Consider the following 21,538-nt stretch of genomic DNA (forward strand, 5'->3'; position numbering starts at 1 on the left):
CACGGGCCTGACGGCCGTGCCCGTGTAGCATTGTCGGACGTGACCCCGGAATTACAGTGCGGTGCGTAGCGCGAACAGCTCGGGGAACAGCACAACGTCCAGCATCTTGCGCAGGTAACTGACGCCGGCCGTGCCGCCGGTGCCGGTCTTGAAGCCGATGATGCGCTCGACCGTGGTGACGTGTCGGAAGCGCCAGAATCGGAACGCCGTCTCCAGGTCGACCAGCTTTTCGGCCAGCTCGTACAAGGCCCAGTGGCGCGACGGGTCACGGTACACCTCGAGCCAGGCGTTTTGCACCGATTCGTCGGCCGATGTCGGCAGCGTCCAATCGGCCTCCAGCCGTTCGGCGGCGATCGGCAGGCCGTTGCGGGCCAGTAGCTTGACCGCTTCGTCGTATACCGACGGCGCCCGCAAGGCTTTGTCCAGCACCGCGAAGGCGTCCGGCGCGGTGTTGTGAACGCTCAGCAGCGCGGCATTCTTATTGCCGAGAATGAACTCGATCTCGCGGTACTGATATGACTGAAAGCCGGACGATGCGCCCAGATACGGGCGGATTGCCGTATATTCGGGTGGTGTCATGGTCGCCAGCACGTCCCAGGCGTGCACCAGCTGGTCCATGATGCGCGCCACCCGCGCCAGCATCTTGAAAGCCGGCGCCAGGTCGTTCGATTGCAGGTGCGCGCGCACCGCGTGCATTTCGTGCAGCATCAGCTTCATCCACAGTTCGCTGGTCTGATGCTGGACGATGAACAGCATTTCGTTATGGTTGGGCGATAGCGGGTGCTGGGCGTTGAGGATCTGGTTCAGGCCCAGATAGTCGCCGTAGCTCATCGCGTTGCTGAAGTCCATCTGCGCGCCGTGCCATGTGGCGTCGTCGGCGCCGGGGCCGGTTGCGTTCGCGTGCATCGGGCAGCCCTGGGCCGCCGGGGTTGGTTCGGTCATGGTGATCTCGTCAGGTGACGGCGTCGCGCTTGGCGTCGACGTCGTAGTCTTTGCGGTCGAGGATGTCGCGCAGGATATCGACCGCGTCCCATACTTCGGTGTGGCTGGTGTACAGCGGCGTGAAGCCGAAGCGCATGATCGCCGGCTCGCGGTAGTCGCCGATGACGCCGCGCGCGATCAGCGCCGACATCACCGCGTAGCCGTGCGGATGGGTAAAGCTGACGTGGCTGCCCCGGTGCGCGTGTTCGCGTGGCGTGACCAGTCCCAGCGGGTGGTCGGCGCAGCGTTGCTCGACCAGTTCGATGAACAGGTCGGTGAGCGCCAGCGATTTTTCGCGGATCGCCGCCATCGACGTTTGTTCGAAGACCTCCAGCCCGCACTCGACCATCGCCAGCGACACCACCGGCTGGGTGCCGCACAGCGCGCGGCCGATGCCTTCCGCCGGAGCGAAGTCCGGCGCCATCGCGAACGGCGCGGCGTGGCCCCACCAGCCCGACAGCGGTTGCGTGAAGCGGGCCTGGTGCCGTAGGGGCACCCAGATGAAGGCTGGCGCGCCGGGACCGCCGTTCAGGTATTTATAGGTGCAGCCGACGGCCAGGTCGGCGCCGTCGCCGTTCAGGTCCAGCGGCACGGCGCCGGCCGAGTGCGCCAAGTCCCAAACGATCAGTGCGCCGGCCGCGTGGGCCAGGGCGCTGGTGGCGCGCATGTCGTGCTGGCGGCCGGTGCGGTAGTTGACGTGTGTCAGCATGACGACCGCCGTGTCGGCGCCGATGGCGGTCGGCAGTTCCTCCACCGAGTCGACCAGCTTGACGGTGTAGCCGCGATCGAGCCAGCTGCTCAGCCCCTGGGCCATATAGATGTCGGTCGGGAAGTTCGAGCGCTCGGTGACGATCACCCGGCGGCTGGCGCTGGCCGGCTGGCCGGCCTGCATGTGCAGCGCGGCGGCCAGCGCCTTGAACAGGTTGAGCGAGGTGGTGTCGGTGACGACGACCTCGTCCGGGCCGCCGCCGATCAGCGGCGCCAGCCGGTTGCCCAGCCTTTTCGGCAGGTCGAACCAGCCGGCGCTGTTCCAGCTGCGGATCAGGTCATGTCCCCATTCCTGGGCGATGACGTGCTGGGCGCGGGGGAGGGCGGCCTTCGGGCGGGCGCCCAAAGAGTTGCCATCCAAATAAATCACGCCGGTCGGAAGATCGAAGCGTTCGCGCAGCGCGGCCAGCGGATCTTGCGCGTCACGTTGCAAGCAGTCTTGACGAGTTGTTACCAAGGTTGTCATTGAGATTACGTTCCTATGCGTCTATTGATACTTTAGGCTTAAACATGTTGTCTTATGCGCCAGTGTAACAGGAAAAATCGGCGGTTTTATCCACCTGAGGCCCGGCAGTAACACCTCCCCGTATCCCGCAGACCCGCATGAATGCGAGCTTTGCGGGTGATTCGAAAACTATTTTCGTTTTTTTTCAAATAAATTCAAAAAAACCCTAAAGTTCCCGCAGACGCTGCCGTTACCAGATCCATGAAGCGGGTAAAAGCAACCGAGAGCAAGTAAGAGCAGGTAAATGACGCTTCAGCTTTCATGGATGTAGTCGAAAATAATTTAAAATTTTTCTGTGGAAACCCTAAAGTTCCCGAAAAAGCTGCCGTAACCGGGTTAGATGTAGCAAAAAAGAGTCGCCAAACGAACTATTTTTTCGTGTCATGACAGGGCTTTTTTGAAGATTCTCAGCCATAAAATTGCCGCGCCGCAAGGGCGTAGAGCCTCGATCCTAGTGTGTTTGTCAGACAAACACCGACGGGTCGCGTTCGCTATTGCCTGACCGAAAATACGGAGGGTATCCTCTACTCGTATTTTTGTTGCTCCCGCAGAATGTATCTCACTGGAAACGCAATTGTGTTCCGCAGTGAAACAAATACAGGGAGATGGAAATGACCGCAAACGATATGATGGCTGAAATTCGCGACGCTAACCTGAGCTACTTGATGCTCGCGCAGCAGATGATCCGCGCCGACAAAGTCACCGCGATTTTCCGTCTGGGCATCGCCGCCGACATCGCCGACCTGATCGAAGGCATGAGCAACGCGCAGATCCTCAAACTGGCAGGCGGCAACATGATGCTGGCCCGCTTCCGCTTCGACGACGGCGCTATCCTGTCGATGCTGACCAACTACAATAAAGACCGTTCGCTGGCCCAATCGCACGCCGCCATCCTGATGGCCGGCCAGGCGGTCGAGGAAATCGCGTAATCGCGTCGTACAGAGTCGCACCGTATCGCAAAGCGCATTACCATCGTAGCAGCAGGTTCATATATATAACGGCCCGGAGCAGAGATCATGACCAAGAAAAGCGTAGTGTCTGAAGCACAAGAGATTCAGCTTGCGATTGAACTGATCCAACTGGGCGCGCGCCTGCAACTGCTGGAAACCGAAGTGTCGCTGTCGCGCGAGCGCCTGCTCAAGCTCTATAAAGAGTTGCGCGGTGTATCGCCACCGAAAGGCATGCTGCCGTTCTCGACCGACTGGTTCCTGACCTGGCAGCCGAACATCCATTCGTCGCTGTTTATCAACATCCACAAATTCCTGGTCGAGCACGCCGGCGCCACCGGCATCGAAGCGGTCATGAAGGCCTACAAGCTGTACCTCGAACAACTGCCGCCGGAACCGGGCGAAGAGCCGCTGCTGTCGCTGACCCGCGCCTGGACCCTGGTGCGTTTTTTTGGCAGCAAGATGCTGGAACTGGCCCCTTGCGGCAAATGCCAGGGTAAATACGTGGTCAACTGCATGGACCTGAACGGCAGCTATGTCTGCGGCCTGTGCCATATGCCTTCGCGCGCCGGCAAGACCAAGAAATCCCGCGACGCCGACGCCCTGGCCGCGTGACCCGCCACATTCCGCAATCGTCCTACCTCCAACGCATCGTCCGCGCGCCCGCCGTGCGGGCCTTGCTGATTCAATGCGGCGCCGCGCCGCTCAGCCTTGGCCTGGTGTACCTGCTGGCAAGCTTCCATTTTCCCGTCGATTACCTGACCGTCGCCGTCGTGCACGGCCTGGTCGCCGCCGCCCTCACATGGGTGGCGGGGCTGGCCGTGTGGTGGCGCGCGATCGAGTTCTTTTTTCCGCTGGCGGTGCTGGCGGCCTTGTCCTTGCGGCTGCCGCCATGGCTGTTCCTGGCGGTCTTTCTGGTCTTGCTGGGCCTGTACTGGTCGACGTTCCGCACGCAAGTTCCCTATTACCCGTCCAACCCGGCCGTGTGGGACGCGGTGCGCCAGCAGTTGCCGCCGCCGCGACTGCCGGAGCACGGCGCTGCCAGGCCGCTGCGGGTGATCGACATCGGCAGCGGACTGGGCGGCCTGGCGATGTACCTGGCGCGCGTGCGGCCGGATATCGAATGCGTCGGCATCGAGCTGGCGCCGCTGCCCTGGTTATATAGCAGGCTGCGCGCCGCGATGACGGGCAGCCGCGCGCGCTTCCTGTTCGGCGACTACGAACGCCTCGATTTCGGCCAATACGACCTGGTGTTCGCCTACCTGTCGCCGGCTGTGATGAGTGGTTTATGGCGCAAGGCGGAGGCCGAAATGTGTCGTGATGCAATACTTATAAGCTATGAATTTGCAATCGACGCGCGGGCGCCGGATCAGACCATTCTTGCCACAGACGACAACACGCCACTCTATAAATGGTACTTTTAAGCATCATTTGGCGTTAATCACTTGCTCGGCCACCCCCGGACACGTTATTGTAGTTCTACACGTAAATTTATTGAAATCCGGCCGGCGTTAGTTGACATTCTGGCCTTGTTTCATTCTGGGGAGTCAGGTCGCTTGTTAGTCATAATCGGATATGTGGTGGTGCTGCTCGGCGTCTTCGGCGGTTACGCGATGGGCGGCGGGCATCTGGCCGCGCTGGTCCAGCCGCTGGAGCTGGTGATGATCGGCGGCGGAGCGGTCGGGGCCTTCATCGTCGGTAACAACGGCAAGACCCTGAAGGCCACGCTGGCCGCGCTGCCCACCCTGTTCAAGGGATCGCGATACACCAAGGATTTGTATATGGAGTTGATGTCGCTGCTGTTCGACGTCCTCTCCAAAGTGCGCAAAGAGGGCCTGATGTCGATCGAAGGCGATATCGACAGCCCGGAGCAAAGCCCGCTGTTCAGCAAGTATCCAAGCGTGCTGGAAGACCATCACATCGTCGAATTCATCACCGATTACCTGCGCCTGATGGTGTCGGGGAATATGGACGCGTTCCAGATCGAGAACCTGATGGACAACGAGATCGACACCCACCACCACGAGGGCGCCGCCCCCGGCCACGCCATCGCCCGCCTGGGCGACGGCATGCCGGCGTTCGGTATCGTGGCGGCGGTGATGGGCGTGGTGCACACGATGGAAAACGTCGGCCTGCCGCCGGCCGAGCTGGGCATTCTGATTGCGCACGCGCTGGTCGGCACCTTCCTCGGTATTTTGCTGGCCTACGGCTTCGTCGGTCCGCTGGCCAGCCTGCTCGAGCAGAAGCTGGAAGAGTCGACCAAGATGTACCAGTGCGTCAAGGTCACCCTGTTGGCCAGCCTGAACGGCTATGCGCCGGCGCTGGCCGTCGAGTTCGGCCGCAAGGTGCTGTACTCGACCGAGCGTCCGACCTTCGGCGAGCTGGAAGACCATATCAAGAAATCGAAGGCGAAGTAAGCCCGGATGAAACGCGCGACTGGAATCATGTTGGACTCTTTGAGGAAGCGTCATGGCTGAAGAAGGCTTACGGCCGATTATCGTCAAGCGCATCAAGAAGCACGGCGGTGGCCACCACGGCGGCGCGTGGAAAATCGCGTATGCCGACTTCGTGACGGCGATGATGGCGTTCTTCCTGCTGATGTGGCTGCTCGGCTCGACCTCCAAGGGCGACCTCAAAGGCATTTCGGACTACTTCAAGACGCCGCTGAAGGTGGCCATGCAGGGCGGCTCGGGCAGCGGCGACAGTTCGTCGGTGATCCCCGGCGGCGGCAAGGACCTGACCCGCAAGGACGGCCAGGTTCAGGCCAGCGACGCGCCGTCGGTCAAGAAGACCTTCAACCTGACCGCCGCGCGCGCCGCCGTCGAGGCCGAGGACGCGCAGCGCCTGAAGTCGCTGAAGGAAAAGATCGAGGCCAGGATCGAGACCAATCCGGTGTTGGTCAAATACAAGAACCAGTTGCTGCTCGATATCACCACCGAGGGCTTGCGGATCCAGATCGTCGACGAGCAGAACCGTCCGATGTTCGCGCTGGCCAAGGCCGATTTGCAGTCGTACACGAAAGAGATTTTGCACGAGATCGGGTTTGTGCTGAACGATGTGCCGAACCGCATCGGCCTGTCGGGCCACACCGATTCGACGCCCTACATGAGCGAGACCGGCTACAGCAACTGGGAATTGTCGGCCGACCGCGCCAACGCCTCGCGGCGCGAACTGATCGTCGGCGGCATGGCCGACGCCAAGGTGCTGCGGGTGGTGGGGCTGGCTTCGGCCGCCAATCTGGACAAGGCCGATCCGTTCAACCCGATCAACCGCCGCATCAGCATCCTGGTGATGAACAAGCGGACCGAGGAAAGCGTGATCCGCGACGGCGGCAGGCAGATCGAGGTGGGCGCCGAGGACGAAGCGGCCGCCGCCGGGCCAGCCGCGCCGGCCGCGGCCGCCACGCCGGCGGGGCCGCCGGTCCGCAAATAGCAACAATGATACGTAGCAAGACGTAAAGCGCGCAGAGTAGAACAACGAGAATGTTATGACGAGAAAAAAAATCCTTGGGTCGCATGTAAAACGCCTGCTGTCGGGCGTGTCTGACCACGGGCGCAAGCATTTAACCGAGGTCGAGACCGATCTGATCCAGACCCGGCTGCTGCTGGAGGAGGCCATCGAGAAGTTGTCGTTCAACTTCATGGCCATCCATCAGACGGTGGAGGCCGAGCGGGCCACGATCCAGCTGCTGCTTGACGGCGGCATCGCCACGCCCGAGCAGCGCGCGCAACTGCAGGCGCTGCAGGGCCAGGTGGGCGGCTATGTCAACGCCGCCATCACCAGCATGCAGTTCCAGGACATGACGAGCCAGCTGATCGACCGCACGCTCAAGCGCGTCACCGGCCTGCGCGAGTTCCTGGGCACGTTGGGCGCGCACGGCGCCGAGATGCTGCCCGAGAGCGACAACGAGGAAATCGTCGCGTTGTTGGGCAAGGTCAGCATGGCGCTGGCGATACAGAGTTTGGAACTGCGCAGCGTGTTGCGCAAGGCGGTAAGTCAGCAACACCTGGAGAGCGGTGATATCGAATTGTTTTAAGGGTCGTGCCGGCCCCCGCTAGATACCGATTGTTTTAAAAAATGGACCTGAGTGTCCAGCATTGATAAGAGTGAGAACCAAGATGGCCAAGACAATACTTGCAGTTGATGATTCCAGTTCCCTGCGCCAGATGGTGGCGTTCAGCCTCAAGGCCGCCGGCTACCTGGTGGTGGAAGCGGTTGACGGCCAGGACGGCCTGGAAAAAGCCAAGCTGCAAAGCGTCGACCTGGTGCTGACCGACCAGAACATGCCGCGCATGGACGGCCTGCAGCTGATCGCGCTGCTGCGCGAGCTGCCGACCTACGCCAAGACCCCGATCCTGATGCTGACCACCGAGTCGTCCGACGAGATGAAGGCCAAGGGCCGCGCGGCCGGCGCCAACGGCTGGCTGGTCAAACCGTTCGATCCGCAGCGCCTCATCGAGGTAGTGAAGAAGGTCATCGGCTGATAAGGCGCGAGCAATGAGCGAACTTTACGGAGTATCACCATGACCATCGACATAAGCCAGTTTTTCCAGGTCTTCTTCGATGAGGCCGAGGAACTGCTGGCTGAAATGGAGCGGCTGCTGCTGGCCGTGGACATTGCCGCCCCCGATGCCGAGGATCTGAACGCGATCTTCCGCACCGCCCATTCCGTCAAGGGCGGCGCCTCCACGTTTGGCGTCACCGACATGACGGAGGTCACGCACATCCTCGAGACCCTGCTGGACCGCATCCGCAAGGGCGAGATGGCGCTGACGTCCGAGCACGTCGACGCCTTCCTGGCGGCCAAGGACATCCTCAAGATGCAGCTCGACGGCCATCGCCTCGGCAGCAACGTCGACCAGGACGCCGTCGGCGACGTGCGCATGATGCTGCAGTCGCTGACCCAGGACGTGCCGGTGGTGGCGCTGTCGCCGGTCGCCCCGGCGTTCAATGCGACCGAGGCCAAGGTGGTCGACCACAGCGGCGGGCGCCGCTACCGGCTCGAGCTGCCCGTGATGGTGCACCGCGAGGTGACCGCGCTGGGCGCCGAGCTTGGACTGATGGGCCATGTGTCGATCACGCCGCTCGACAAGGACCGCAACGCGATGGTCGTGACCACGCACGAGAGCCTCGACGACATCATCGCCATCTGCTCGTTCGTGCTCAATCCGGACGACATGGTGGTGACCGAATTGCCGGCGCTGAGCGAGAAGCAGGCGCGCATGGAAAACGCCGAACGATCGAAGGTCGAGAGCGACCTCGGTTACGGCTTTTTCGATGAAACCGCATTGCATCCGCCGATGGCGGGCGGCGGCCAGGGCTACGGCTTCTTCCAGCCGCTCGACGAGATCCGCGCCAACGCCAAGGAGGGCAACGACGACGCCAACGGCTATGGCTTCTTCCAGCCGGTCGAGCAGATCCGCGCCGCGGCAGGCATCGTGATCGAAGCGCCGCCGGCCGTGGTCGAGGAACAGGAAAAGAAAGCCGCCAAGAAGGACGAGAAGGGCACGCCGGGCGCCGGCGCCGAGTCGTCGTCGATCCGCGTGTCGATCGAAAAGGTCGACCAGTTGATCAACCTGGTGGGCGAACTGGTGATCACGCAGGCGATGATCGAGCAGCGCGTCGACACGCTCGATCCGATGGCGCACGAGCGTTTGCTCAACAGCGTTAGCCAGTTGACCCGCAACACCCGCGATTTGCAGGAAGCGGTGATGTCGATCCGCATGATGCCGATGGACTTTGTGTTCTCGCGCTTCCCGCGCATGGTGCGCGACCTGGCCGCCAAGCTCGGTAAAAAGGTCGACTTCATCACCAACGGCGCCGCCACGGAGCTCGACAAGGGCCTGATCGAGCGCATCGTCGATCCGTTGACGCACCTGGTGCGCAACTCGATCGACCACGGCATCGAGATGCCGGACGTGCGGCGCGCGGCCGGCAAGAGCGATTCGGGCCGGCTGTTCCTGTCGGCCTCCCACCAGGGCGGCAACATCATCATCGAGGTGTCGGACGACGGCGGCGGCTTGAACCGCGAACGCATCCTGGCCAAGGCCGAACAGAACGGCCTGGCCGTGAGCGACACGATGAGCGACGCCGAGGTCTGGCAACTGATCTTCGCGCCGGGCTTCTCGACCGCCGAAACGGTGACCGACGTCTCCGGGCGCGGCGTCGGCATGGATGTCGTCAAGCGCAACATCACCGCCATGGGCGGCGTGGTCGACATCCGCTCGGCCAAGGGTTTCGGCACCACGATTTCGATCTCGCTGCCGCTGACGCTGGCGATCCTGGACGGCATGTCGATCCGGGTCGGCGAGGAGGTCTACATCCTGCCGCTGGGCTTTGTGGTCGAGTCGCTGCAGCCGGTGACCGACGACGTCAAGGAAATCAGCGGCAAGGGCCGCGTCATCAAGGTGCGCGGCGAGTACCTGCCGCTGGTGCCGCTGTACCAGATGTTCGACATCACCCCGCGCTTCACCGATCCGACCCAGGGCATCGTGGTCATCATCGAGACGGACGGGCGCAAGGCCGGTTTGTTCGTCGACGACCTGGTCGGCCAGCAGCAGGTGGTGGTCAAGAACCTCGAATCGAATTACCGCAAGGTGGCCGGCATTTCCGGGGCCACGATCTTGGGCGACGGCGGCGTGTCGCTGATCCTCGATGTCGCCGCGCTGATACGCTCGTCGCGTCAGCTGTCCGACGAACAAATTTTCTCCTGACCGAACCAACGCAACATAGATAGGAAACCATCATGGCAGACGTACTAACCACAGGCGCCAACGAGATCGCCGGCCACGAATACCTGGCGTTCACGCTGGGCTCCGAGGAATACGGCATCGACATCCTCAAGGTGCAGGAAATCCGCGGCTACGAGACGGTCACCCGCATCGCCAACGCGCCCGAGTTCATCAAGGGCGTGATCAACCTGCGCGGCATCATCATCCCGGTGGTGGATATGCGCATCAAGTTCAACCTGGGCGAGCCGGTGTACGACCAGTTCACCGTCGTCATCATCCTCAACATCAACGGCCGCATCGTCGGCATGGTGGTCGATTCGGTGTCCGACGTGACCACCTTGACGCCGGAGCAGGTCAAGCCGGCGCCGGAAATGGGCACCGCCTTCAGCTCCGATTACATGATCGGCCTGGGCACCATCGACGAGCGCATGCTGATCCTCGTCAATATCGACAAGCTGATGTCAAGCGCCGAGATGGGCTTGATGGAACAACTGGCGGCCTAAACCTTGCCCCCGAAGCGGCTGGCGGTCGGCCGCGGAAGCGCCCCACAGAGGGCGTGCCCAACGACAGCAACGATCATCGGCTTGGTAATACCGTTCCGGCGAGCACACGCACAGACAGCATAGGGGAGCAACATCATGAATTTACGCGATTTCAGCATCGGCACACGGTTACGCATCGGATTTGGCGGTATTTTGCTGATCCTGGTGGCGATGGTCCTGTTGACTAATTTCCTCAACTTCAGCAACAAGAGCAAGCTGACCACGGGCCTGGAGCAGAGCACCGCCAAGAATCTGCAGGCGGGAGCGATGAAAAGCGCCATGCTGGAAACCGGCATCGCGATGCGCAACATCGGCCTGCAATCGGACGTCAGCCTGATGCAGAAGGAAGAACAGAAGGTCAAGGACCAGCGCGCCCGCTACGACAAGGCGGTCAATGATATCAAGGCGCTGGGCCTGAGCGACGACGAGAAAAAGGTGCTGGCCGATATCTCCAAGCTCGACGCCGATACCGACAGCGCCTTCAAGGAGGCGATCGGCCAGGTGCTGGCGTTTAACAGCGAGGGCGCGGCCAAGGTCATTTCCGGCCGCATCGATCCGCTCAACCAGCAAACGCTGGTGCAGATTAACAAACTGGTCGACATGCAGCAGGCCGCCGCCACGCACGTGATGGAAGGTTCCGTCACCGCCGACCGCTCGCTGATGTTCGCGCTGTTCGGCCTGGGCGCGGTGGCCGTGGCGCTGGGCGTGGTGTGCGCGGTGGTCATCACCCGTTCGATCGTGGTGCCGCTGTCGGGCGCGGTGGCCGTGGCCCAGCGCGTGGCCGCCGGCGAGCTGACCTCGGACGTGCGGGTCGAGGGCAAGGATGAAACGAGCGAACTGCTGCAGGCGCTGCGCGACATGAACGAGAGCCTGGCCAAGACGGTGGGCGACGTGCGCAGCGGTACAGAGTTGATCACCACCGCCTCGCATGAAATCGCGGCCGGCAACGCCGACCTGTCGTCGCGCACCGAGTCGCAAGCCAGTTCGCTGGAAGAGACCGCGTCGTCGATGGAAGAGCTGACGTCGACCGTCAAACAGAACGCCGACAACGCCCGCCAGGCCAACCAGCTCGCGGTGACCGCGTCGTCGGTGGCGGAGAAGGGCGGCAGCGTGGTGTCGCAGGTGGTCGAGACGATGGGATCGATCAAGGCCAGCTCGAGCAAGATCGTCGACATCATCGGCGTGATCGACGGTATCGCTTTCCAGACCAACATCCTGGCGCTGAACGCGGCCGTGGAAGCGGCGCGCGCCGGCGAGCAGGGTCGCGGTTTCGCGGTGGTGGCGTCGGAGGTGCGCAATCTGGCGCAACGCTCGGCCGGCGCGGCCAAGGAGATCAAGGAACTGATCGGCGACTCGGTCGACAAGGTCGATGCCGGCAGCCGCCTGGTCGACGAGGCCGGGCAGACCATGGACCTGATCGTGACCTCGATCCGCCAGGTGGCCGACATCATGGGCGAGATCACCGCCGCTACGCAAGAGCAGAGCACGGGCATCGAGGAAGTGAACCAGGCCATCACGCAGATGGACGAGATGACGCAGCAGAACGCCGCGCTGGTCGAGCAATCCGCCGCCGCCGCCGAGAGCATGCAGGAGCAGGCCGAGTTGCTGGCGCAGGCGGTCAGCGTGTTCAAGCTGGCCGACGACGTCGGCCGCAGGCCGGCCGCCGCCATCGCCGCGCCGCCGGTCAAGCGCGCGCCGGCCAAGGCTGTCACCGCATCGGTTGCGGTTGCCGTCGCGGCGCCGGCCAAGGCCAAGGCGCCGTCGGCGCCGAAGAAACTGACCACGCCGCAGACCAGCGGCGACGAGTGGGAAGAGTTTTAACCGTTGCAACCCTAGCCTCGGACAGCATCACCCGTGTAGTAAACCAAGGAATACCCAATGCCGCATACTAAAGACACCGTCAAAGAGTTCGATTTCAACGCCAAGGATTTCGAACGTGTTCGCGGCCTCATCTACAAACGCGCCGGCATCTCGCTGGCCGACAGCAAGCAGGAAATGGTCTACAGCCGCCTGGCGCGGCGGCTGCGCGCCACCGGCATCGCCTCGTTCGCCAAGTACCTCGACGACCTCGAGGCGGGCCGGCTGGGCGAGGAGTGGGAGTCGTTCACCAACGCGCTGACCACCAACCTGACGTCGTTCTTCCGCGAGGCGCATCACTTCCCGCTGCTGGCCGAGCACGTGAAGAACAAGCGCGAGCCGCTCACCATCTGGTGCTCGGCCGCCTCCACCGGCGAGGAACCGTATTCGATCGCGATGACCGTGTGCGAGGCCTTTAACACTCTCACGCCGAACTGCCAGATCATCGCCACCGACATCGACACCAACGTGCTGGCCCACGCGGCCAACGGCGTCTACACGATGGACCGGCTCGATAAAATGTCGCCGGAACGCTCGCGCCGCTTCTTCCTTAAGGGCAAGGGCGATCGCGAGGGCATGGCGCGCGTGCGCCCCGAATTGCGCAACATGATCACGTTCAAGCCGCTCAACCTGCTGGCCGACGGCTGGCCCCTCAGCGGCCAGTTCGACGTCATCTTTTGCCGCAACGTCATGATTTATTTCGACAAGCCGACCCAGCGCAAGATCCTGTCGCGGTTTGTCCCATTGATGAAGCCGGACGCCTTGCTGTTCGCGGGCCATTCGGAGAATTTCCTCTACGTGTCGGAGTCGCTCAAACTACGCGGCAAGACGGTGTACGAGTTGGACGATCAACACCGCGGCGCCGCTTCAAAAAGCGGCGCGACCAACACGAGATAACACATGGACCTCGAACAATTTGCCACGAACGTGTATTTCGATCGCACGTTCGACTGCGAAGCCGCCAAGATATTGCCCGGCGAGTATTACTTCACCAATAAAGACATGCTGATCGTGACGGTGCTCGGCTCGTGCGTGTCGGCCTGCATCCGCGACCGCGTCACCGGCCTGGGCGGCATGAACCACTTCATGCTGCCCGACGGCGGCGGCGACGGCAGCCCCGTGTCGGCCTCGGCACGCTACGGCACCTACGCGATGGAGATTTTGATCAACGATTTGCTCAAGGCCGGCGCCAAGCGCGAGAACCTGGAGGCGAAGGTGTTCGGCGGCGGCGCCGTGCTCAAGGGCTTCACGGCGATCAACGTCGGCGAGCGCAACGCCGCCTTCGTGCTGAGCTTTCTCAAGACCGAGAAAATCCGCGTGGTGGCCGAGGACTTGAACGACATCCACCCGCGCAAGGTGTACTTCTTTCCGCGCACCGGCAAGGTGCTGGTCAAGAAGCTGATGCAGACCCATAACGACACGTTGGCCAAGCGCGAGATCGAATACGCAAGCCGCCTCAAGAAGGCGCCGGTCGGCGGCGAGATCGATCTGTTCTGACCGATCGCCATACCGAGTAAACAGAGTAGCTGGAGTAGATACAGGGCCTGGCCCGGAAAGTAGTGTTTTATGAAGATCAAAGTCCTCATCGTCGATGACTCCGCGCTGATACGCAGCGTCATGAGCGAGATCATCAACAGCCAGACCGATATGGAAGTGGTGGGCGTGGCGCCCGATCCGCTGGTGGCGCGCGAACTGATCAAGCAGACCAATCCCGACGTGCTGACGCTGGACGTCGAGATGCCCAAGATGGACGGCCTTGATTTCCTCGAGAAATTGATGCGTTTGCGGCCGATGCCGGTGGTGATGGTATCCTCGCTGACCGAGCGTGGCTCGGAAATCACGATGCGCGCGCTGGAGCTGGGCGCAGTCGATTTCGTCACCAAACCGAAAATCTCGATCCAGGCGGGCATGCGCGAGTACACCGACCTCATCACCGACAAGATCCGTGCGGCGGCCAAGGCCCGGGTGCGTGCGCGCGTGCTGCCCCAGCCCGGCGCCGAGGGCCAGGTGCCGCTGCCGCAGCTGCGCAATCCGCTGACGTCGTCGGAAAAACTGATCATCATTGGCGCCTCCACCGGCGGCACCGAGGCGATCCGCGAATTCCTGATGCAAATGCCGTCCGACTGTCCCGGCATCCTGATCGCCCAACACATGCCGGAAGGCTTCACCCGCTCGTTTGCCAAGCGGCTCGACAGCCTGTGCAAGATCTCGGTGCAGGAGGCCGCCGGCAACGAGCGGGTGCTGCCGGGCCACGCCTACATCGCCCCGGGCCACTCGCACCTGTACCTGACGCGCAGCGGCGCTAACTACATGACCCGCATCGACCAGGCCGATCCGGTCAACCGCCACCGGCCGTCGGTCGACGTGCTGTTCCGTTCGGCGGCGCAGGCGGCCGGCAAGAACGCGGTCGGCGTGATCCTGACCGGCATGGGCAAGGACGGCGCGGTCGGCATGCTGGAGATGCGCACGGCCGGGGCGTATAATTTCGCACAGGACGAAGCCAGTTGCGTGGTGTTCGGCATGCCGCGCGAAGCGATCGCCGTGGGCGCCGCCCACGAGGTGGGTGCGCTGCAGGCGCTGCCGGGCATGGTGCTGGGCCATCTGGCCGCGCACGGCGCGCGCGCGTTGCGGGTGTAAGCTGTGCGATTACGTATTTCTATTGCATTTAATTTGAGAAGAACCCGGGCTAAATGTGTCCCGGGTGACGTATTACTGCTACTTTGTTCGCCTTAGAGCAACGAAAATGCTATCCTACAACTTGATGGAAATTGTAGGCATTATTCACAACCGCGTAGAGAATCAACGGAGTAATTCATGGCTGATCCAAAGATGAAATTTTTAGTTGTTGACGATTTTTCGACGATGCGCCGCATCGTCCGGAATCTGTTGAAAGAACTGGGTTATGCCAATGTCGACGAGGCGGAAGACGGCGTGATGGCGCTGGCAAAGCTGCGCGCCGAATCGTTCGACTTCGTCGTGTCCGACTGGAACATGCCGAACATGGACGGACTGACCATGTTGCAAAACATTCGTGCCGACCCGGCGCTGGCCAAGCTGCCGGTGCTGATGGTGACTGCCGAAGCGAAGAAGGAAAACATCATCGCCGCCGCCCAGGCCGGCGCCAACGGCTATGTGGTCAAGCCATTTACCGCCGCAACGCTGGATGAAAAACTGAACAAGATCTTCGAAAAACTCGGAGCTTGATGATGGTTTGAGCAACAATGCGGCGCCGCCTTGGCGCCGTACCGCCTGTCGCCCGCGCTTGCGCCCGGGTCGTGGGCTTTACTCCTCATAGCCATGCACCAGACCAATTTCCTCGTTCGTGAGCCGCTGTTGGATGCCAAGCAGCGGGTCGTGGGCTATGAATTGTGCTGGCAACAGCAGCGCGGCGCGCCGGCCTCCACGCCGGACGACCTCGAGTTGTTGGTCGATTTCGTCGCCGAGCAGGTGGTCGACGAGGACAACGGCGGCAACTGGCTGCTGCGCGACAAAATCCTCTTTTTAGAAGCCGTGCCGGCGATGCTGTCGACCGACGCGCTGCATCGCCTGCCGCCGGAGCGCACGGTGCTGTCGCTCAAGGCGGCCGCGCTGGCCAATCCGGACACGCTGTCGGCGGTGCAGGCGTTGCGCGCCGGCGGCGTCGGCATCCTGTTGCGCGAGGCCGACCTGGCCCGCAGCGGCGCCCGCCTGCCGACCCTGGCGTCGTATGTCGAGGTGCGCTTTTCGGGCGCCGACGTCGCCACCCAGGCGCGCACTTACGCCGCCTTCAAGCAATCGACGGTGGGCATGATCGCCCGTCCGGTCAGCAACTGGGCCGACTTCGACGCCTGCGCCGCGCTGGGGCTGAACGCCTTTGTCGGCAAACTGCACCTGACGCCACGCACCAGCATGCTCTCGGGCGGCATGAATCCGGCGCAGACCGTCATCATGCAGCTGATGCAGCTGGTGCGGCAGAACGCCGATGTCGGCCAGATCGAAACCGTCCTCAAGCATGACGCCACCCTGTCGTACAAGCTGCTGCGCTTCATCAACTCGGCCGGCTTCGGCGCCGGGCGCGAAGTGCAATCGATCCGGCAGGCGTTGGCCTTGCTGGGCTACACGCCGCTGTACCGCTGGCTGACGTTGCTGTTGGCGACCGCCAGCACGTCCGGTTACTCGCCGGTGCTGCTGGAGACGGCGGTGGTGCGCGGGCGCTTGGCCGAGTTGCTGGGGCAGGCCGCGCTGGGCAAGAACGAGGCCGAGAATATCTTTGTCGCCGGTATGTTCTCGCTGCTGGACCGGCTGCTGGGCATCAGCATGAAAGAAGTGCTGGCCAACATCCAGTTGTCGGACGACGTGGTGACGGCGCTGATGACGCGCGGCGGCAAATACGGGCCGTATCTGGCGCTGGCCGAGGCGTGCGAGCTCAATTCCGACCTGGTGGCCTCGCTGGCGGCGACGCTCAAGCTGAGCCCGGAAGACGTCAACACGGCGCACCTGTCGGCGCTGGCCTGGGCGCAAAGCGTGGCCGCGTAGCGCTTCTTAAGCTGGCGCAAACGCTGCCGTGATATCTCCGGTGCGCGCGTTGACATGGCCTCGCCGCAGGTCGAAGATAAACGGATGAACGCGCACTTCGACAAAGATTATATCGACGCCAAGACCGAGTCGGTCCAGGCTGGCATGGATGGCAGGCTCGACTCATTCGAGGCGAACGTGAATGGTCAATTCGCCGAGCTTAACGCCAGGATCGACCGACTGGGCGCCGATCTGCGCAAAGAAATTGCCGAATCCGGTGCGCGCATGGTGCAGTGGATGGTCGGTATCTTCCTTGCGTCCATGACGATCTTCATCACGGTAATGACCTTCGTGCTGAACAACGCCGTGCCCAAAGCGGCGCCAACCGTGCCGCAGCTTCAGCCGGTGGCGCCGGTGATCATCCAGCTCTCGCCGCAGGGGGTGACCATCACGGCTCCCGCCCCGGCGGCGCGCCCGCAGTCTTAAATCTCCAGATTGTCGATCAAGCGGGTCGAGCCGAGCTTGGCGGCGGCCAGCACCACCAGCGGCGCGCCTTGCGCCAGGTCGCCGGCGCTCGGCGGCTGCAAGTCGCTGCGCTTGCGGATCGACACGTAATCCGGTTTCCAGCCGCGCTTGGCCAAATCCTCCATCGCCTTGTGCTCGACCTGGAAGATGTCCAGATGCCCGGCGCGCATTTCGTTGGCCACGTAGTTCAGGCCCTGGAACAGCGCCGGCGCCTCCGCGCGCTCCGCTTCCGACAGATACATATTGCGCGACGACAGCGCCAGGCCATCGTCGGCGCGGTAGGTTTCCGCGCCGATGATCTCGGTCGGCAGCGCGAACTGGCGCGCCATATTACGCACCATCATCAGCTGCTGGTAATCCTTCTTGCCGAACACGGCCACCTTCGGCTGTACGCACGAGAACAGCTTGAGCACGATGGTGGTCACGCCGGTGAAGAAGCCGGGACGGAACTCGCCTTCCAGCGTATTGCCCAGGTCGGCGGGCGGATTGACGCGGAACTCCTGCGGCTCCGGATACAGGTCCTTCTCGGTCGGCGCGAACAGCACGTAGACGCCTTCCTTCTCCAGCTTTTCCACATCGGCCTGGAAGGTGCGCGGATACTTGTCGAAGTCCTCGTTGGGGCCGAACTGCAGGCGGTTGACGAAGATCGACGCGACCACCGGATCGCCATGCTTGCGCGCCAGGCGCATCAGCGACAGGTGGCCTTCGTGCAAATTGCCCATGGTCGGGACGAAGGCGGTGCGCAATTGACCGCTCAGTTGGTCGCGCAGTTCTTCAATGGTGGTGATGATTTTCATAACATGTTCGCTATCTGCGTAAAAAGGAATTCGATGGTGTGGGCGGCGGCGCCGCGCTCAGGCCGGCGAGTAGGCCAGGCGCACGTAGATCGGGGCGAACGGCTCGGCCTGGGTGATTTCGATCAGCGTTTCCTTGGCCAGTTCGAGCAGCGCGACAAAGTTCACCACCACCACCGGCACGCCGCCGGCGATGTCGAACAGATCGGCGAATTCGACGAAGCGGCTCGATTGCAGGCGCCGCAGGATGCCGGTCATGTGCTCGCGCACGGACAGCTCCTCGCGGCTGATCTTGTGGTGCTGGGTCAGCTTGGCGCGCTTGATCACGTCCAGCCAGGCCTGCTGCAGGTCGATCGGCGCCACCTCCGGCCAGGTCGGCACCAGGCTTTGCTCGATGAAGATCTGGGTGCGTACGAAATCGCGGTCGACCTGCGGAATCGCGTTCAGGTCGTAGGCGGCCAGCTTGATCTGCTCGTATTCCAGCAGACGGCGCACCAGCTCGGCGCGCGGATCGTCGTGCTCGATCTCCAGGTCCGACTGCCGCTGCGGCAGCAACATGCGCGACTTGATCTCGATCAGCATCGCCGCCATCAGCAGGTACTCGGCGGCCAGCTCCAGGTTCGACAGCCGGATCTGGTCGACATACTTCAGGTATTGCAGCGTCAGCTGCGCCATCGGAATGTCGAGGATGTTGAAGTTTTGCTTGCGGATCAGGTAGAGCAGCAGGTCGAGCGGCCCTTCGAAGGCGTCGAGGAAGATTTCCAGCGCGTCCGGCGGAATGTACAGATCGTTGGGCAGCTTGAGCAGCGGTTCGCCGTACAGGCGGGCGAGGGCGGCCACTTCGGACGTCACGGCGGCGGCCGCCTCGGCGATCTCGGGCGACACGGGAGCGTCCGCAGCGGCGTTGCCGTCGGCGGTTACCGCCGGCTGCGGGTCGGGAACCTCGCCGGCCGGCTGTTCAGCCGTATCGTCTGGCAACATCCGTGCCGCCCCAAGTCCTTAGACTTTGTTCTGGTAGACGTAAGCTTGTTGCTTGACGGCCGACTCGAGCTGGCGTTCCTGCTCGTCGAGCGACAGCGGCGCCTTGTCCCACAGCAGCGCGCGGCCCAGGCGTTGACCTTCTTCGATCGCCGGATTCTTTTCCTTCAGCGACTTGATGAACAAGGTGTGGTCGGATTCGTACATCGAATGTTGTTTAGAGAGTTTCATATAGTCCAAGTGAGTGGCTCAGCAATGCGTATTTTACCGCGCCGACGCGCCGACGCGCTAATTCTATCGCCGCCCGGCCACGCAAAGTGGCGGAATCGGGTAAGCTCCCAGGGCTAATGTTGCCAAGATATACAATGATGACCGCACGTCTGACCCCCAAAACCATCTTTCTGCTGACCCTGCCACCGTTGCTGTGGGCTGGCAACGCCATCGTCGGCCGCCTGGTGCACGATATGTTGCCGCCGGTGTTGCTCAATTTCCTGCGCTGGGTGATCGCCCTGTTGATCCTGCTGCCGCTGGCCGGTCCGGTGTTCCGGCGTGACAGCGCGCTGTGGCAACACTGGCAGCAATATGCGCTGCTGGGGCTGACCGGCATCGGCCTGTACAACACGTTCCAGTACATGGCCTTGCAAAGCTCGACGCCGATCAACGTCACGCTGGTCGCTTCCGGGCTGCCGGTGTGGATGATGCTGACGGGCCGTTTGTTCTTTGGCGTGCCGGTCTCGGGACGGCAGATGGCAGGCGCCGCGCTGTCGATCGCCGGCGTGCTGGTGGTGCTGGCGCGCGGGGAGTGGCGCCATGTGCTGGAGCTGCGGCTGGTGGCGGGCGATTTGTTCATGATCCTGGCCACCATCGCCTGGTCGTTCTACAGCTGGCTGCTGATGCGCACCAGGGAGCCGGCCGCGATCCGCGCCAACTGGGCCAGTTTCCTGGCCGCGCAGGTGGCGTTCGGCGCGCTGTGGTCGGGCGGTTTCGCGCTCGGCGAGCAGTGGCTCGGGGCGATTCCGGTGCAGTGGAGCTGGTGGCTGGCCGCCGCGCTGGTGTATGTCGCGGTGTTCCCGGCGGTGATCGCCTTCCGCAGCTGGGGCGAAGGCGTGCAGCGCGCCGGTCCGGCCATCGGTGCCTTCTTCGTCAATCTGACGCCGCTATTTACCGCGCTGCTGTCGTCGGCCTTCCTGGGCGAGGCGCCGCATGCCTACCATGCGGTGGCGTTCGTGCTGATCGTCGCCGGTATCGTGGTCTCGGCGCGCAAGGGCTAGCTGCCGGGCGCCCCGCATGCCAATGCGCGCGTTTCGACGCCATTAAAATTCCAGCGCAGTGGCGTCATCCCAGTGATTTGATGTAGCGAGGGTCAACCTGCGCGCAGTAAGTGGCGCAGGCGTGGCGGGCGGCGTTGGCCGCCGCGTGCACCAGCATTTCGGCGTTGGTGTGGAAGCACAGCGAGACGATGATCGACGGCGGCTCCGGCTGCACCGGCAGTTCGATGAATTCGCCGCTTTCCAGCGACGACACCACGAACAGGCTGGGAATCGCCGCCACGCCGTAGCCGTCCTTGACCAATTGGACAATCGCCGCCACCGACGGCGAGCAGGTGATGCGGGTCTGCTCCAGCGGGATCATCGCCAGGTTGGCCATCTTGCTGACGATTTCCTCCAGCGCGCGCTGCGGCGCGGTGCCCCGTCCGAAGGTCAGGATCGGCAGCTGCAGCAGGCGCTGGTTCAAACTCTCCTTGCGGGTGTCGAGCAAGCCACGGCGCGCGATCCAGTGCAGCGGATAGACCGCCAGCGCCTCCGAGACGATGTCGTTGCTCTCGACGCCCTCGACCTGGATCACCAGATCGAGCTCGCGCGCGCGCAATCTGCGTTCCAGCACATTGCTGATATCGACCGCCAGGTCCACTTCCAGCTCCGGATACAACACATTGAGCTGGCGGATGTACTGCGCCAGCCAGCTATGGACCACCGATTCGATCACCCCCAGACGCAAGCGGCCGCGCACCGCACTATCTTTGTGCGCCGCCGCCTGCAGCCTGCGGGTGGCGTCCACCACCGCTTTCGCATGCCCCAGCAGGTACTCGGCGTTGGCCGTCAGGCGGAAGTCCTTGCAGCTCCGATCGATCAATTCCGTCTGCAGTTCCTCCTCTAGCGACTTGATGCGCAGCGAGATCGCGGCCGGTGTCGCGTGCAGCGCGCGGGCCGTGGCACGGAAGCTGCGTAACTGCGCCAGCGCAACGAAGGTTTCGAGGAATCGGGTATTCATGGGACAAGAATACCTTAACCTTATGCACCGGGATAGCGCACAGCGATAAGAAAAACTATACAACAACAGCAAAAATAACTAGATAGCATGAAGGGATATTCAAGTTTATTCTGAACTCATGCAGTTTTTATACGACTAGTGAGCG

At 62.7% G+C, this 21,538-nt stretch carries 23 protein-coding genes; 17 read left to right on the forward strand and 6 right to left on the reverse strand.

The features are described from left to right. Positions 1-51: 51 nt before the first annotated feature. Both kynA and kynU read right to left on the reverse strand, forming a co-directional pair. Complete coding sequence (gene kynA, locus ACZ0BA_RS03235) at positions 52-942, reverse strand: tryptophan 2,3-dioxygenase (RefSeq protein ID WP_463449915.1); 891 nt, start codon at positions 940-942, stop codon at positions 52-54. A gap of 10 nt (positions 943-952) precedes the next feature. Further along, complete coding sequence (kynU, locus tag ACZ0BA_RS03240; RefSeq protein ID WP_463449916.1) at positions 953-2,215, reverse strand: kynureninase; 1,263 nt, start codon at positions 2,213-2,215, stop codon at positions 953-955. Positions 2,216-2,865: 650 nt separating this feature from the next. Between kynU and flhD the strand changes: the two genes are divergently transcribed. From flhD to ACZ0BA_RS03320, 16 genes are all read left to right on the forward strand, one after another. Continuing rightward, a complete protein-coding gene (gene flhD, locus ACZ0BA_RS03245) occupies positions 2,866-3,183 on the forward strand; it encodes a flagellar transcriptional regulator FlhD (protein ID WP_463449917.1) in 318 nt (105 codons plus the stop codon). Positions 3,184-3,270: 87 nt separating this feature from the next. Further along, complete coding sequence (flhC, locus tag ACZ0BA_RS03250) at positions 3,271-3,816, forward strand: flagellar transcriptional regulator FlhC (protein ID WP_463449918.1); 546 nt, start codon at positions 3,271-3,273, stop codon at positions 3,814-3,816. Continuing rightward, positions 3,813-4,625, forward strand: a complete 813-nt coding sequence (locus ACZ0BA_RS03255) for an SAM-dependent methyltransferase (RefSeq protein ID WP_463449919.1) — start codon at positions 3,813-3,815, stop codon at positions 4,623-4,625. Before flhC ends, ACZ0BA_RS03255 begins: the two co-directional genes overlap by 4 nt. 132 nt (positions 4,626-4,757) lie before the next feature. Continuing rightward, the gene (gene motA / locus ACZ0BA_RS03260; RefSeq protein WP_463449920.1) at positions 4,758-5,618 is read left to right on the forward strand and encodes a flagellar motor stator protein MotA; all 861 of its coding nucleotides are present in this window, start codon (positions 4,758-4,760) and stop codon (positions 5,616-5,618) included. 52 nt (positions 5,619-5,670) lie between these two features. Then, entirely contained in the window at positions 5,671-6,633 is a 963-nt protein-coding gene (gene motB, locus ACZ0BA_RS03265) for a flagellar motor protein MotB (RefSeq protein ID WP_463449921.1), read from the forward strand. A gap of 55 nt (positions 6,634-6,688) precedes the next feature. After that, positions 6,689-7,237 carry a chemotaxis protein gene (locus ACZ0BA_RS03270; RefSeq protein WP_463449922.1) on the forward strand — a complete coding sequence of 183 codons (549 nt, stop codon included), beginning with the start codon at positions 6,689-6,691 and terminating at the stop codon, positions 7,235-7,237. Positions 7,238-7,319: 82 nt separating this feature from the next. Beyond that, positions 7,320-7,685, forward strand: coding sequence for a response regulator (locus ACZ0BA_RS03275; protein WP_090314352.1), 366 nt, complete (start codon positions 7,320-7,322; stop codon positions 7,683-7,685). 39 nt (positions 7,686-7,724) lie between these two features. Further along, positions 7,725-9,914 (forward strand): chemotaxis protein CheA, encoded by a 2,190-nt coding sequence (cheA, locus tag ACZ0BA_RS03280; protein ID WP_463449923.1) that lies wholly within the window; start codon positions 7,725-7,727, stop codon positions 9,912-9,914. Between the two features lie 32 nt (positions 9,915-9,946). Further along, complete coding sequence (locus ACZ0BA_RS03285) at positions 9,947-10,435, forward strand: chemotaxis protein CheW (RefSeq protein ID WP_463449924.1); 489 nt, start codon at positions 9,947-9,949, stop codon at positions 10,433-10,435. A 135-nt stretch (positions 10,436-10,570) separates the two neighbouring features. Further along, a complete protein-coding gene (locus ACZ0BA_RS03290) occupies positions 10,571-12,295 on the forward strand; it encodes a methyl-accepting chemotaxis protein (RefSeq protein WP_463449925.1) in 1,725 nt (574 codons plus the stop codon). Positions 12,296-12,352: 57 nt separating this feature from the next. Continuing rightward, positions 12,353-13,228, forward strand: coding sequence for a CheR family methyltransferase (locus ACZ0BA_RS03295; protein WP_463449926.1), 876 nt, complete (start codon positions 12,353-12,355; stop codon positions 13,226-13,228). A 3-nt stretch (positions 13,229-13,231) separates the two neighbouring features. Beyond that, the gene (gene cheD / locus ACZ0BA_RS03300; RefSeq protein WP_463449927.1) at positions 13,232-13,828 is read left to right on the forward strand and encodes a chemoreceptor glutamine deamidase CheD; all 597 of its coding nucleotides are present in this window, start codon (positions 13,232-13,234) and stop codon (positions 13,826-13,828) included. Between the two features lie 69 nt (positions 13,829-13,897). Next, positions 13,898-14,968: a protein-glutamate methylesterase/protein-glutamine glutaminase gene (locus ACZ0BA_RS03305; RefSeq protein WP_463449928.1), complete on the forward strand. Its 1,071-nt coding sequence runs from the start codon at positions 13,898-13,900 to the stop codon at positions 14,966-14,968. A 177-nt stretch (positions 14,969-15,145) separates the two neighbouring features. Then, the gene (gene cheY, locus ACZ0BA_RS03310) at positions 15,146-15,535 is read left to right on the forward strand and encodes a chemotaxis response regulator CheY (RefSeq protein ID WP_008450066.1); all 390 of its coding nucleotides are present in this window, start codon (positions 15,146-15,148) and stop codon (positions 15,533-15,535) included. Between the two features lie 93 nt (positions 15,536-15,628). Beyond that, on the forward strand, positions 15,629-16,846 hold the full coding sequence (locus ACZ0BA_RS03315; protein WP_463449929.1) for an EAL and HDOD domain-containing protein: 1,218 nt from the start codon (positions 15,629-15,631) through the stop codon (positions 16,844-16,846). Positions 16,847-16,900: 54 nt separating this feature from the next. Further along, on the forward strand, positions 16,901-17,311 hold the full coding sequence (locus ACZ0BA_RS03320; RefSeq protein WP_463449930.1) for a hypothetical protein: 411 nt from the start codon (positions 16,901-16,903) through the stop codon (positions 17,309-17,311). Here ACZ0BA_RS03320 and panC read toward each other — a convergent pair. Genes panC through ACZ0BA_RS03335 form a run of 3 tightly spaced genes read right to left on the reverse strand, consistent with a single transcriptional unit; the run spans position 17,308 to position 19,353 of the window. Then, a complete protein-coding gene (gene panC, locus ACZ0BA_RS03325; protein WP_090314342.1) occupies positions 17,308-18,147 on the reverse strand; it encodes a pantoate--beta-alanine ligase in 840 nt (279 codons plus the stop codon). The two genes, ACZ0BA_RS03320 and panC, sit on opposite strands and share 4 nt — an antisense overlap. A 57-nt stretch (positions 18,148-18,204) precedes the next feature. Continuing rightward, the gene (locus tag ACZ0BA_RS03330; protein WP_463449931.1) at positions 18,205-19,125 is read right to left on the reverse strand and encodes a segregation and condensation protein A; all 921 of its coding nucleotides are present in this window, start codon (positions 19,123-19,125) and stop codon (positions 18,205-18,207) included. A gap of 18 nt (positions 19,126-19,143) precedes the next feature. After that, entirely contained in the window at positions 19,144-19,353 is a 210-nt protein-coding gene (locus tag ACZ0BA_RS03335) for a DUF3460 family protein (protein ID WP_315392152.1), read from the reverse strand. Between the two features lie 137 nt (positions 19,354-19,490). Here ACZ0BA_RS03335 and ACZ0BA_RS03340 point away from each other — a divergent pair, with 137 nt between their 5' ends. Further along, positions 19,491-20,393: a DMT family transporter gene (locus ACZ0BA_RS03340; protein WP_463454700.1), complete on the forward strand. Its 903-nt coding sequence runs from the start codon at positions 19,491-19,493 to the stop codon at positions 20,391-20,393. Between the two features lie 64 nt (positions 20,394-20,457). Here the strand turns inward: ACZ0BA_RS03340 and ACZ0BA_RS03345 are convergent, their stop codons facing one another. Next, positions 20,458-21,393 (reverse strand): LysR family transcriptional regulator, encoded by a 936-nt coding sequence (locus tag ACZ0BA_RS03345; RefSeq protein ID WP_463449932.1) that lies wholly within the window; start codon positions 21,391-21,393, stop codon positions 20,458-20,460. Positions 21,394-21,538: the final 145 nt, after the last annotated feature.

Source organism: Duganella sp. AC917 (genome assembly GCF_979258245.1).

Excerpts from the sequence above, each read along its gene's own strand:
- flhC (WP_463449918.1), top strand. The coding sequence starts at position 3,271 with ATGACCAAGAAAAGCGTAGTGTCTGAAGCACAAGAGATTCAGCTTGCG.
- ACZ0BA_RS03345 (WP_463449932.1), bottom strand. The coding sequence starts at position 21,393 with ATGAATACCCGATTCCTCGAAACCTTCGTTGCGCTGGCGCAGTTACGC.
- ACZ0BA_RS03320 (WP_463449930.1), top strand. The coding sequence starts at position 16,901 with ATGGCCTCGCCGCAGGTCGAAGATAAACGGATGAACGCGCACTTCGAC.
- cheD (WP_463449927.1), top strand. The coding sequence starts at position 13,232 with ATGGACCTCGAACAATTTGCCACGAACGTGTATTTCGATCGCACGTTC.
- motB (WP_463449921.1), top strand. The coding sequence starts at position 5,671 with ATGGCTGAAGAAGGCTTACGGCCGATTATCGTCAAGCGCATCAAGAAG.
- cheY (WP_008450066.1), top strand. The coding sequence starts at position 15,146 with ATGGCTGATCCAAAGATGAAATTTTTAGTTGTTGACGATTTTTCGACG.
- kynU (WP_463449916.1), bottom strand. The coding sequence starts at position 2,215 with ATGACAACCTTGGTAACAACTCGTCAAGACTGCTTGCAACGTGACGCG.
- ACZ0BA_RS03305 (WP_463449928.1), top strand. The coding sequence starts at position 13,898 with ATGAAGATCAAAGTCCTCATCGTCGATGACTCCGCGCTGATACGCAGC.
- ACZ0BA_RS03275 (WP_090314352.1), top strand. The coding sequence starts at position 7,320 with ATGGCCAAGACAATACTTGCAGTTGATGATTCCAGTTCCCTGCGCCAG.
- ACZ0BA_RS03315 (WP_463449929.1), top strand. The coding sequence starts at position 15,629 with ATGCACCAGACCAATTTCCTCGTTCGTGAGCCGCTGTTGGATGCCAAG.
- ACZ0BA_RS03285 (WP_463449924.1), top strand. The coding sequence starts at position 9,947 with ATGGCAGACGTACTAACCACAGGCGCCAACGAGATCGCCGGCCACGAA.
- ACZ0BA_RS03340 (WP_463454700.1), top strand. The coding sequence starts at position 19,491 with ATGACCGCACGTCTGACCCCCAAAACCATCTTTCTGCTGACCCTGCCA.
- ACZ0BA_RS03335 (WP_315392152.1), bottom strand. The coding sequence starts at position 19,353 with ATGAAACTCTCTAAACAACATTCGATGTACGAATCCGACCACACCTTG.
- ACZ0BA_RS03270 (WP_463449922.1), top strand. The coding sequence starts at position 6,689 with ATGACGAGAAAAAAAATCCTTGGGTCGCATGTAAAACGCCTGCTGTCG.
- cheA (WP_463449923.1), top strand. The coding sequence starts at position 7,725 with ATGACCATCGACATAAGCCAGTTTTTCCAGGTCTTCTTCGATGAGGCC.
- ACZ0BA_RS03290 (WP_463449925.1), top strand. The coding sequence starts at position 10,571 with ATGAATTTACGCGATTTCAGCATCGGCACACGGTTACGCATCGGATTT.
- flhD (WP_463449917.1), top strand. The coding sequence starts at position 2,866 with ATGACCGCAAACGATATGATGGCTGAAATTCGCGACGCTAACCTGAGC.
- ACZ0BA_RS03295 (WP_463449926.1), top strand. The coding sequence starts at position 12,353 with ATGCCGCATACTAAAGACACCGTCAAAGAGTTCGATTTCAACGCCAAG.
- kynA (WP_463449915.1), bottom strand. The coding sequence starts at position 942 with ATGACCGAACCAACCCCGGCGGCCCAGGGCTGCCCGATGCACGCGAAC.
- ACZ0BA_RS03330 (WP_463449931.1), bottom strand. The coding sequence starts at position 19,125 with ATGTTGCCAGACGATACGGCTGAACAGCCGGCCGGCGAGGTTCCCGAC.
- panC (WP_090314342.1), bottom strand. The coding sequence starts at position 18,147 with ATGAAAATCATCACCACCATTGAAGAACTGCGCGACCAACTGAGCGGT.